Source organism: Paenibacillus sp. JT31N11 (genome assembly GCF_056269285.1).
Genome location: NZ_JBWDNQ010000001.1, coordinates 1,148,642 through 1,161,248, shown reverse-complemented (window position 1 = coordinate 1,161,248; position 12,607 = coordinate 1,148,642). Strand labels below are relative to the sequence as shown.

The 12,607-nt window shown below is 50.3% G+C and carries 6 protein-coding genes; 4 read left to right on the top strand and 2 right to left on the bottom strand.

What is annotated here, in order from left to right; translation table 11 throughout:
- Positions 1–202 precede the first annotated feature (202 nt).
- Positions 203–829: a TetR/AcrR family transcriptional regulator gene (locus AC0YNV_RS04995; RefSeq protein WP_475766347.1), complete on the bottom strand. Its 627-nt coding sequence runs from the start codon at positions 827–829 to the stop codon at positions 203–205.
- Between the two features lie 294 nt (positions 830–1,123).
- Here AC0YNV_RS04995 and AC0YNV_RS04990 point away from each other — a divergent pair, with 294 nt between their 5' ends.
- The 3 genes from AC0YNV_RS04990 to AC0YNV_RS04980 all read left to right on the top strand — a co-directional run bounded on the left by AC0YNV_RS04990 (position 1,124) and on the right by AC0YNV_RS04980 (position 10,306).
- Positions 1,124–1,768, top strand: a complete 645-nt coding sequence (locus tag AC0YNV_RS04990) for a methyltransferase domain-containing protein (protein ID WP_475766345.1) — start codon at positions 1,124–1,126, stop codon at positions 1,766–1,768.
- A 97-nt stretch (positions 1,769–1,865) separates the two neighbouring features.
- Complete coding sequence (locus tag AC0YNV_RS04985) at positions 1,866–8,624, top strand: DUF7507 domain-containing protein (RefSeq protein ID WP_475766344.1); 6,759 nt, start codon at positions 1,866–1,868, stop codon at positions 8,622–8,624.
- The gene (locus tag AC0YNV_RS04980) at positions 8,621–10,306 is read left to right on the top strand and encodes a hypothetical protein (RefSeq protein ID WP_475766342.1); all 1,686 of its coding nucleotides are present in this window, start codon (positions 8,621–8,623) and stop codon (positions 10,304–10,306) included. Before AC0YNV_RS04985 ends, AC0YNV_RS04980 begins: the two co-directional genes overlap by 4 nt.
- Before the next feature lie 132 nt (positions 10,307–10,438).
- Here AC0YNV_RS04980 and AC0YNV_RS04975 read toward each other — a convergent pair whose 3' ends face one another.
- Positions 10,439–11,272 carry a helix-turn-helix transcriptional regulator gene (locus AC0YNV_RS04975; RefSeq protein ID WP_475766340.1) on the bottom strand — a complete coding sequence of 278 codons (834 nt, stop codon included), beginning with the start codon at positions 11,270–11,272 and terminating at the stop codon, positions 10,439–10,441.
- Between the two features lie 140 nt (positions 11,273–11,412).
- Between AC0YNV_RS04975 and AC0YNV_RS04970 the strand changes: the two genes are divergently transcribed.
- Positions 11,413–12,492, top strand: coding sequence for a zinc-binding dehydrogenase (locus tag AC0YNV_RS04970; protein WP_475766338.1), 1,080 nt, complete (start codon positions 11,413–11,415; stop codon positions 12,490–12,492).
- Positions 12,493–12,607: the final 115 nt, after the last annotated feature.

Genomic DNA, 12,607 nt, shown 5'->3' with positions numbered 1-12,607 from the left:
AATCACAACCTTCCATTTTTTATAATAAATGCTGAATTCCGAGTAGAATATATCAAAAAAAAACAATTAGTTTCAATAATAATGATTGAATTTACAATATCTAATAATCTTTTATAATATTTTTTGATCCATTTTGATCATTAAGTGCAAAAAAAGCCCGCATTTATGCGGACTTTCATTAATCTCTGTATATAATCAGCTGTTATTGGGGGTCCGAGTGCCCTCCAAAAATAGGATCAATATAAATCTGGAACAGCTTGCTCCTGATTTCCTCCGCCGAATAGTTGCGATGCTGCCGGTGAAACAGATAAACATCCGGACGAAGCGTCGCCATGATGGAGTCCGCCATATAAACAGGATCAAGCTGTTTTTCACCGCCCGTCTCGATATACTCCTGAAACAAGCCATGGATGACCGAATGCACCAATTCATAATGCAGGGTATGAAAGGTCACGTTCTGCCGTTCCTCGGAAGTCGGCGCTTGTATGGCGGCCAGCACATGGGAATTTTCCTGAAGGGATATAAGGTGATATTCCAGAATAACCTCCAGACGCACCCGAAGAGATTCATTGATGTTCTCCTTGAGATAACCTACCATCTTCTCATGATTGCGAATGCATTGCTCCTCGATCAAATCCAGGCACAACTCGCCTTTATGGGCATAGCTCCGGTACAAGGTGCCTTGTCCTACTCCTGCCTCCCTTGCGATTTGCCGCATGCTGACATTTTCGACTCCATGTTCGGCAAACAGCTCAGACGCCTTCTGCAAGATCAGCTGCCTGCGTTCCCGGGCATCCCTTCGTTCTACACGCTCCTTACGTTCCAGCAATCGCGAGCACCTCATCTTTGCACAATAGTTATTGTTTGATATCCCTGAACCACGGCCCGGTTATGTTAATTGGAAAACGTACCATGGTACGATTATAGTGAAACTGCAGTGATTTTCCCTAGTAACATCGTACTCCCGAACCCGGCACCGGGTCAAATTCAATGAATACCAATAGCCGATTTCCCCCAGCTTTTATATAACTGCGATCTTTATTAGGCATCAGCCGGACGCACGGAATACAGGGAGTAATACAATGGTGGAGAGCCTTATTTATCCTCAAAAGGAGTGGTCCCCTTGAAAATCGACATTGGCTGCGGGCCCAATAAAGAGACAGGTTATTTGGGAATCGACCGAATTGAAGGCCCTGATGTGGATATGGTTTGCAATATTAATGAAGGCATTCCACTGCCGGACAATTCCGCCGAGTTTGTGATGGCCAGCCGTGTTCTACCATATGTGGATGATTTAATGTCGGTCATGTCGGAAATCTACAGGATTAGTGTGCATAAAGCGGTTCTCTGTATTCTTACTCCTTATGCCCACAGCTTTCCCCATATATCCAACCCCTGGTTCAAACAGAGGTTTGACGAGTATACGCCGCGTTACTTAACAGGCTATTTTTTTCAGCCACTGCAGGGCCCGGTCTGTCCTGAACTTCCGGACTACCCTCCCCCTGTACCTCCATTTGATTTCAGGCTGCTGCGAATGGAATTGTTCTATCAGCTTCCTTTCGATCAGACCTTCTATGAGACTGAGGAGCTGGAAGTACTTAAGACCTTGCAGGCAAATGTGGTACATGAAATCATGTACCATTTTGCTGTAATCAAAGAGGATATCAGCCTTCAGGAACTGGAGGATATGAGCAGAACTCCATACCCGGAACCACATGTTCTTATCGAACGAAGGCTGAAATCTCTGAATGTACAAGAATTCCTCTAAATTACTGTGGACATACAAATATCCCTGTCATCCAGCATAGGCTAATCTAATGCAGGAGGAATCAGGCTCAATCCTCACCTTTTGGTGGTTTTTATGTTTGAACCTCAATGGTACTGTCAAGGAGGTGAAAATCATTCCACTAGTCGTCAGGGCTACGATTAATGCGACCGGTGCTGTAACTTTTACAGGAAATACACTCGGTCTTAGCCGATCCGAAGTCCTCGGAGTACCCGGTACTTTGGATAGCATCGGTGCCTTTACCACTGTGAATACAGGTTCAGTGTTCAATCTTTATCCGAATGGAACGACAAATCTATATCAGAACAACAGCTCGGCAGCCATACTTGTTCTTCCGTCGGGAAGCACGGTACTATATGCGGAACTGATTTGGGGCGGCTCCTATATCAATGGAACCGTCGATCTCAGTTCAGCCATTAACAACCCTATAACCCTTATAACGCCTGCAGGAAGCACGTTTAGCGTCACGTCAGATGTGGCTACGAGAAACGAAGTTAATCTGGGCGGCGGCGCGTTTGCGTATGTCCGTTCCGCCAATGTCACCAGCCTTGTTCAACAGGGCGGAGCCGGGACTTACACCACAGCCGGCGTGGTGGGTACGATTGTAATCAACAATGATACGACAGCCAACCATGCCGGCTGGACGCTTGGCGTTATTTATCAGAACCCTGCCCTGCCTTTTCGCAATATGTCCCTGAGAGCCGGGGCTATACTTGTACAAGCGAGCTCGCTGCCAGTCTCCACCACAATCACAGGTTTTGCGACCCCAATCTCCGGATCGCTCGGAGGCAGGGCGCTGTTCAGCGCGCAGGAAGGAGATGCCAACCGTTCCGGCGATCAAGCGTTATTCGGACCTACTTCAGCTACTCAAGCGGCTTTGTCAGGACCCAATAACTTTGCCAATAATTTTTTTGCCTCACAAATAAATAATGACGCAGGGCTGCTGAATACGACAGGAACGTTTGGGAACCGCAACCAGACGAATGGAAACCCGGGCACCAATATAACCGGAGGCCGTCAGGGCTGGGATATTACGAATATCGATATCTCGGCAAGATTCATTAACAACCAATCTTCAGCTGTTTTGACATTGACTACTTCTGGCGATGCCTATATCGTCAACGGCAATGCCATTCAGGTTGACATTAATGCGCCAAAAATAGGGGTAACCAAAAGCGCCAATGTTGCAGGTCCCATTGTTGGCGATACAGTAACCTACACTGTGGTTGTGAGCAACACGGGAACGGCCGGAGCGGCCAGTATTGTGTTGTCGGACGTTCTGCCTGCCGGATCAACCTTCGTAACAGGAAGCGTTGTAATAGCCGGCGTTTCAAGACCTACGTATAATATCAATGCAGGTGTCCCTCTCGGCTCCTTGGCTTTAGGTACTTCCATAACCGTTACATATCAAGCCCGGATAACCTCATTGCCCAATCCACAAGTTGTCGCCAACTTGGCCAATGCTGCGTTTACGTTTCAAAGCGTAGCCGGAGGACCCATCATAACAGGAGTTATCCCTTCCAATACAGTTACCCTTCCGGTATATTCCCCTGTTCTGGCGATTGTCAAAAGCGCCAGCTCAACCAACGCAACCGTCGGGGATCAAATCACCTATACCCTTCAGGTTTCCAACATGGGCAACATCGGCGCGGCAGCCGTACTCACTGACAACATACCAGCCGGAAGCTCCTACATTCCCGGCAGCTTTACGGTAGGGGGAGTTCCGGTATCCGGCAACCCCGCAGCAGGTATCTCCATCGGCAATATTGCTGCCGGTGGAAGCTTGACTGTTCAATTCCGGGTACAAGTCAACACTCTGCCTTCACCACCACAATTGGTTGATCAAGCAACAACAGCCTTTACCTATCAGGTTCCGGACGGACGCATCTTAGCCGGTTCGGCTGCATCCAATATACTGACGATACCGGTTACGCTGCCTAACGTCGCAGTTGTCAAAAGCGCAGGGTTTGCCGATGTTGCAGTTGGCGAGACTCTCCTGTACACCTCCGTGATCAGCAACAACGGAATCGCTGCTGTAACGAATGTTATATTATCCGATACCATTCCCGCCGGGAGCTCTCTGGTTGCGGGAAGCGTAACGGTAGCAGGTTCATCGAGGCCGACGGCTGATCCCGGAACAGGTATCTCTGTGGGGACAATTGCCGCCGGAACCAATGTAGCCGTCACATTCCAGGTTGCTATCACCTCCGTGCCAGGCACTGCCCAGATGCTCAACAAGTCGTCGGCATCCTACAGCTCAGGTGCATTTACTGCTCTCTCCCAGTCGAATACCACTACCACGCCCGTATTTCAACCGGTTATCAGCATTGTTAAAAGCGCGAATACAGCAAGTGCTACGGTAGGCGGCAATGTACTCTATACGCTGAATGTACAAAATTCCGGAAACATTCCCGCAATCGTACTGCTGACTGATAATATTCCGCAAGGCTCCGCCTTTGTTCCCGGAAGTGTGACGGTAAATGGCGCAGTACGCCCTTTGGATTCACCGCTCAGCGGAATATCGCTTGGAGCGCTGGCTCCCGGTGCCGCAGCTGCCGTAACCTTCCTGACATCCGTCCAATCGCTGCCTGCGCCGCCTGTATTGGTAAATCAGGGCAGCAGCAGCTTCACGTACCAGCTGCCCAGCGGACGCATATTGTCCGGAACGAGCCTGTCTAATACAATCAGCATTCCGGTCTCTGCTCCCAACATTACAATAAACAAAAGCGCAAATGTTGCAGCTGCCGCCGTAGGAGAGAGTCTGACCTATATGGTGGTGATATCCAATCCCAGCAGCGTGGCTGTGAATAATGTCGTCGTCTCTGATCCCCTTCCCTCTGGAGGAGCGTTCATTGCCGGCAGCGTGACTGTAAATGGCTCGGCGGTACCCGCAGCCAACCCTGCTGCAGGAATTGCCCTGGGTGCAATATCTGCGGGGTCATCGGTCACCGTAATGTTTCAGGTCCAGGCAGCTTCGCTGCCTGATCCCGCCGAATTCAATAATCGGGCCAACGCTTCTTTTACTTCCGGCTCCTTCAACGGAACAGCTTTATCAAATACGATCACAACGCCGATTTATACACCGATAATCGGTATGGTCAAGAGCGCAAATGCTGCTCAGGCCTCGTTGGGCAGCTCGCTTGCGTATTCCATACTTATAAGCAATAGCGGTAATATTGCAGCCAGCCTGGTAGTCAGCGATAGCCTGCCCCCTCAAGCGGTGTTTGAGACCAATAGCGTGATTGTCGGTGGAGCGCCCCAGCCCGGGTTCAGTCCGGTAACTGGAATTCCTGTAGGCCCGCTGGCTCCGGGCGACAGTATAACCGTTAATTTTCTTGTTACGGTTGTTGCCCTTCCTCCATCACAGCAGCTGCTCAATTCCGCCGCAGCATCGTACAGCTTTAATCTTCCGGATGGGAGGCAGGCTGGAGGAAACGCGGCTTCCAATCAACTGTCGGTTCCCGTCTCTGCGCCCAATGTCAGTGTAGTAAAGAGCGTGAACGTCCCTACAGCCGTTACGGGTGACATTCTTATGTTCACATCCGTGCTGTCGAACAACAGCCTGACTGCCGTGAACAATATCGTTCTCAGCGATCCTCTGCCTGAGAATGCGCCCTTCATTCCCGGAACCGTAATTGTGGCAGGTATTTCCCAACCGCTATCAGTTCCGTCCGCCGGCATTCCAATCGGTACTCTGGCCCCCGGGGCTTCAGCTACCGTAACATTCGAGGTGATGATAACGATGCCGATTCCTTCAGAAATTAATAACCAGTCATCCGTCAGCTTCACATCCGGTGTATTTTCCGGATCTTCCACATCCAATATTACGTCAACGCCAGTCATTCAGCCGCAGATTTCCTTAGTGAAAAGCGGTTCAGACGGCGACGGAGACAGCTCACCAACTGTTGGCGATACCGTCGTCTACACGATCGTTGTCAGCAATACAGGCAACCTGGCAGCAAATGTAACGTTGACCGATACCATCCCTGCAAGCACAGTTTTCAGTCCCAACAGCGTGATCGTCGGAGGTACGCCTCAGCCCGGATCAGCGCCGAATACTGGCATAGCTGTCGGTATAGTTCCTCCAGGTGCCAGCCTTTCCGTCAGCTTTGCCGTTGATATCGTCACGCTGCCTTCTCCGCAGCAAATCACCAACCAGGCATCCGCAACCTTTACGTATACACCGCCTGATGGAAGATTGCTCACAGGTACAGCTGTATCAAACATTGTCACGCTGCCCGTTTCTGCTCCCAATTTAGCTGTGGTTAAGAGTACCCCATCTACAGCGGTTGCTGTCGGCGACACGGTTACTTATTCTGTAAATTTGACTAACAACGGTACAGATCCTGTAGATAACATTGTGGTTAATGACCCTTTACCGGCCGGTACTGCTTTTGTATCAGGCAGCGTAACTGTAAATGGAGTTCCCGTTCCGGGAGCTAATCCTGTTTCCGGAATTGCGATCGGAACCCTGACCTCCGGCGCATCTGCTCTTGTTACTTTCAGCTATATCGTTACCTCTGTTCCCGTCAGCGAATCGCTTACCAATCAGGCGTCCGTCACCTTCACCTCGGGCGTTTTTTCAGGCTCCACCTTTTCCAATTCCGTTACGGTGTCCGTGTTTGAGCCAACTATTGGCATCACCAAAAGCGCCAGTACAGCAAATGCCACCGTTGGCGATACGGTAAGCTATACATTAACTGTCAACAATACCGGCAACTATGGAGCAGATGTGACGGTAACGGACAATATTCCGGCAGGGACCACCTTCGTGCCCAACAGCGTTCTCATCAATGGCCTCCCGCTGGCGCAAGCCAATCCGTCAACCGGTATTGCAGCCGGACTCGTTGCTCCCGGAGGAACGACGGTTGTTGTATTCTCGGTAGTGATCACCTCGCAGCCTTCTCCACAGCTGCTGGTTAATCAAGGAACAGCTGCATACAGCTTCACGCTTCCTGACGGACGAACGCTTAACCGCTCCGTGCTGTCGAACACGATCAGCATTCCAGTCTCTGCCCCTAATGTCGCTGTCGTTAAATCTACTTCAACAACGGCAACCACAGTCGGTGATACCATCGTTTATTCCACGACTGTAACGAATAATGGGATTGCAAGCATCAATAATTCAGTCTTCACTGACGCGCTTCCAGCAGGGACGGTTTTTGTTTCAGGCAGTGTATTGGTGGATGGTGCAGCACGTCCGGCCGTTAATCCGTCAACCGGGGTTACGTTAGGCAGCCTGGCACCGGGTGCGTCAATCGTGGTTGCATTCACGGTTACAGTAACCTCACTTCCACTCTCCGGTCAACTCGATAATCAATCGTCGGTCAGCTTCACCTCCGGTGTGCTTTCCAGCGTTGCCTTCTCCAATGTTGTATCCACCCCTGCCTATCAGCCGGTTCTGACTGCGGTCAAAAGCTCAAGTTCAATTAATGCCACTGTAGGAGATACGATTGTCTATACAGTGGTTGTTACGAATACCGGCAATTACGGAGCGACGGCCACCTTAAGCGATACCATTCCTGCGGGTACGACTTTTGTCGCCAACAGTGTGCTTATACAAGGCAGTCCGGCACCGGGAGCGGATCCTGCGGCAGGGATACCGCTCGGAGCAATTGCCAGCGGCGCGACCCTGACCGTTATGTTCTCGGTTATTATTGCCACACTGCCTGCCAGCCAGCAGTTGACCAATCAGGCATCCGTCTCATATGCCTACGAGCTTCCGGATGGACGGACCTTTAACCAGTCAATCAGCTCCAATACTACCGAGATCTCAGTATCATCACCAAATGTAACCATTATCAAGAGTTCCGCCGCTGCTGATGCGGTTGTCGGAGATACCATCACTTACAACGTAACGGTTACCAACAGCGGGATAGCCAATATAAGCAATATTGTTCTGAGTGATCCCATTCCGGCCGGTTCCTCTTTTGTTCCGGACAGTGTAACTGTTGACGGTACACCGCGTCCGGGAGCCAACCCGGCAAGCGGTATCTCTCTTGGCACTCTTGCAGCAGGGGCTTCGTTCCTTGTAACGTTCCAGACCATTGTGAATGTGCTTCCGGTTCCCGCCACACTCAGCAATGAAATTGCCGTCAGCTTTACATCAGGCGCGTTCTCCGGCAGCTCCTACTCCAATTTACTTGTTATTCCGGTTTACCAGCCTATCATCGTTGTTGTCAAAAGTGCGGATACGGTCAATGCAACCGTTGGGGATACCGTAACTTACTCATTGAATGTCACAAACACCGGGAATTTGCAGGCAAATGTAACGATTACAGATACGATCCCGGCAGGAGCCATATTCATTCCAAACAGCGTCCTCGTAAACGGTGTGCCTCAGCCTGGAGCAAATCCCGCGAGCGGGTTAAATATCGGAGCGATTGCCCCAGGCAGCACGGTTAATGTAACCATTACCCTTCAAGTTACGGTCGCATCACTTCCATCACCTCAGCAGCTTGTGAATCAGGCAACAGCCGCCTTCACGTTCACACCGCCTGACGGGCGGCTGCTCACCGGCTCTTCTCTTTCGAACATTCTTATCATTCCGGTCTCCTCACCTGACGTGTCCGTTGTCAAAAGCACTCCGTCGATCGATGCGGTAGTCGGTGATACCATCACCTACACGATTGTTGTAACTAATAACGGAATTACATCTGTAAACAATGTCATACTTGTTGATCCCATTCCGCTCGGCAGCCAATTTATACCGGGCAGCATTGTTGTTAACGGAATCCCGCGCGCTGGAGGCAATCCGGCTTCCGGCATCGTAATCGGTACAATTGCAGCAGGAGCCTCCTCCACTGTGACGTTCCAGGTTCAGGTAATCGTTCTATGATCCCCGGCTCACGTCCTGGACCTGTCGTCAAGAACCAATCCATGGTACGCTTCGACTCGGCATCGGGTATTGGCGGAATTGCTTATTCCAATACCGTGAATACCCCGGTCGTGGGCCCTGTACTATCATTACTGAAAAGCACGGACAAAGTCCTGGCTTCCCTGGGGGAAACGCTTGTATATACCCTGACTGCCAGAAACGCCGGAAATACTGCAGCTCTTGTTTCTGTATTTGACACTCTCCCTCCGGGTGTATCCTTTATCGCCAACAGTGTTCAAAGAGACGGCGTCCCCCTTCCCGGGGCCACGCCGTACACCGGCATCCCAATGGGAACCTTAACCCCTGAGGCTCAAGTGACCGTCATATTTCAGGTTGTCGTAATCTCACTACCACCCTCCCTCCAGCTGGAGAATGTGGCACAGGGAAGATTTACATTTTCAACCCCGGAGGGCAGGCAGGTTAATGGTGAAATTCACTCCAACATGACGAGCGTTTCCTTGCTTTCTTACCAGCTTTCCATTGCTTTGGGTGCGAGCACTCCGACTACTTTCATCGGGGATGTCGTAACCTATACTTTACTGCTCCGGAATGAGGGCAACCGTCTTTTATACAATATTAATGCCGTCATAGGGGTTCCGGAAGGAGCTGTCTTCATTCCCGGGAGCGTTGTCGCGGCTGGTGTGTACGAACCCGAATCGGAGCCTGCCACAGGCATACAGCTCGCGACATTGAGTGCGGACGCAGCAGCAGAAATTTCATTTCGGGTCAGAATTACAAGTGTTCCTCCCTCCTTGACGATGACAAACCGAGCGATCGTGACCTATGAAATGGATGAGAATCAGGAAACAACTGCGAGTAATACGGCCATAGTAGCTATTGTTCAACCTGACATTACCATCAGCAAAAAGGTCGATTTATCCAAAGCAGCTCCAGGGGATCAATTAAGCTATGAAATAACATTGAATAACAATGGAAATCTTGCAGTGGATGCGGTGTTGATCGATGTCATTCCTTCCGGGACTCTATTCGTATGGGACAGCGTGCGGGTAAATGGAGTTATTCTCAAAGGCGTCCGGCCTATGGAGGGTATCCCGTTAGGTACATTTATGGCGGACTCAGCAGCTGTAATACAATTCCAGGTGACAATACCAGAAGCGACTAACGTTCAGCAGCTGCCTTCCCTGCAAAACCAAGCCAATCTGCAGTATACGTTTTTGCTGCCCGATGGACGGACAGTCAGACAAAATTCCAGCTCCAATGTGGTATCCACATTGCTGTTTTCACCGATCATTACACTTGAAATAGTCGCGAAGCCCACGCTTGTTGAATCAGGGGATCTTGTGGAGTTAAGGACTTCATTAGCCAATAATGGCAACTGGCCTGCAGAAGTGACATTAATCCGGCTTGCACCGGATGGAACCACCCTTGATCCGGACAGCATCAGAATAGATGGCCTATCAATTTCTCATCCTCTATCCAACGGGAAACTGCTGCTGGGTATAGTGAGTGCTGATACCAGGCTGGATATTGTCTACTTCATTACGGTTAATGAGAATGTAACGGAGCGTTTACTCAAAGGCTTCATCGCAGCTCCATACCTCTTCGATATAGAAGGAAAACAGTATTCAGGTGAAGCAAGATCGAATGGTTATGTGCTGGCAATGGAAGAAATTAGTGAGTAATCATTCAAGCATTCCAGACAGCAAAAAAGAGGGTTATGTACCCTCTCTTTTTTTGCTGTTTCAATTGGCATGTAGAAGCATTTTCCCGCGATTCATGAGAAAGAGTTCGAGATGCGCGCAGGCTGTTTTCTCTTATTTCTGCATTAAACTCATTAATTTCTTTTGGGTATCCGACTTAAGATCAGGTGTAAAAACAGTCAGCATCAGATCAGGATCCTCTGCTACAAGGAAGCTGTTATACTCCAGTGTCAGCGTGCCCGCTGCAGGATGCTGCAGCTCCTTCTTTCCCAGAGGTATGCCGAATACCTCATGATTCTGCCACCATTCCCTGAACTCGGGACTTATTTGTTGAAGCTTCTCCACCAATTCGGTGTACCGCATATTCTCGATATTCTTGCCGTAATAGTTCCGGAATTGGGCCAGGAGCCGCCTGGCCGCAGATTCCCAATCCTTGAACAAGAGGCGGTGGTCAGGATCGGCAAACATCCGCCAGACCAGGTTGCGCCCGTTCCTGTCCATTAAGGAATAATCCCCGAACACTTCACAAGCCATTCGGTTCCAGGCCAGAATCTCCCAGCCATTCCCCACGATGTATGCCGGACAAGCATGCAGGATATCAAGCATATATTGCAAGGATGGCGATACGTTTTTTTCCTGTAAGGGAGCCGGTTCCTTGATCAGCAGCTGGCTGGCCAGGGCAAACAAATAACTGCGTTCATCGTTATCCATCTGCAGCGCCCGTACCAGGCTTTCAAGGACCTGCTCGGAGACATGGATTGGCCGTCCCTGTTCCAGATAGGTATACCAGGCCAGCGAAACCCCGGACAGGGCAGCGACCTCCTCCCTTCTGAGACCCTGAATACGCCTTTTTGCTGATGAAGCCGGCAATCCCGCGGCATGAGGGGTCAAGCGCAAGCGCCGCGATTTCAAAAAATCCGCGAGCTCCTTATGTCTATTGGAGGGCATCAAGCCTGTCACCCCTTTCCGGCTAACATGGTACTTCTACTACCACGATTCTTACTAGTTGTATAAACGCTCTCCTTCTTATTATACAAAATATCTCCTAGTATAAAACATGACCCCAAACATGAAGGAGGATATTCCATTTGAAAGCAGCCATTTTATATCAGACAGGCACTCCCTTAGAGGTGAAAGAAATCGCGTCCCCTGCGCTGCATGCTTCCAGTGTTCGTGTACGTGTTCTGGCTACACCGATTCTTTCGTTTACCCATCTTGTCGTTGGAGGACAATTCCCGTTCGACCTCCCTACTCCGTATACACCGGGCTTATGCGCAATCGGAACAGTGGAAGAGGTTGCGGATGACGTAACCGGTCTGCAGGCGGGACAGAAAGTTTTTTGCAGTCCGCTAATCGCGGCCCGTAACAATTCGGAAGCGCCAGAGCGTATTTTGAAGGGCTGGGTCGGATTAACGCCGGATTGCGGAAGTCTTCTTGCACAATGGAAAGAAGGGACGTTCGCTGAACAGGCCGTCTATCCGCTCGAGAGCATCACCCCGCTTGATGGGCATGACGATTACGACGATGCAAAGCTGGCATGCATGTATTACTTGTGCATCGCTTACGGTGCGTTTCTGCGGGGTGAATTTCAGCCTGGACAAGCTGTTCTTATCACTGGCGCAACAGGCAATTTGGGGACTGCGTCTGTTCTGGTCGCTTTGGCTATGGGAGCATCCAGGATCTATGCAGTGGGACGGAATTCAACTGTTCTTCACTCACTCGCCGCTTTGGATCCAAAGCGAATTCTGGGCATCACTCTCCCGGAGAAAGCGGAGGAATATGAATCCGCGTTCCCTGAGGCCTCCTGCCAAGTGGATATGATGCTTGACGCGGTGGGGATTACCGACGATACTTCGATGCTGGAGAACGGGATGTCGCTGGTTAAACCGCGGGGAACAATCGTTTTCGCGGGAGGCGTAACAGCACCGGTTCCATTGCCGTACCTGACGACTCTCGTTAAAGAGCTCAATATCAAAGGATCTTCCATGTACCCGAGCTATGCGCCCGCTCATATCGCCCGCATGATTCAATCCGGATTATTAAATCTCAACGCTTTCCGGCCCATCACTTATCCACTTCAATTCATCAATGAGGCGATCGCCCAGGCAGCCGGCTGCCGCGGACTTGAATACTGTATTTTGCAGCCTCATGAAGGACAAGGCGGCTGATAAGGCCGATCCAAAAACGGAACGAACATAGTGAGTTGGACTCTTCTTGTAAGCTTGCCAGCAAAAAAGCAGCCGATTTGGCTGCTTTTATCGTATCTGTTTTATTTCAAGTCTT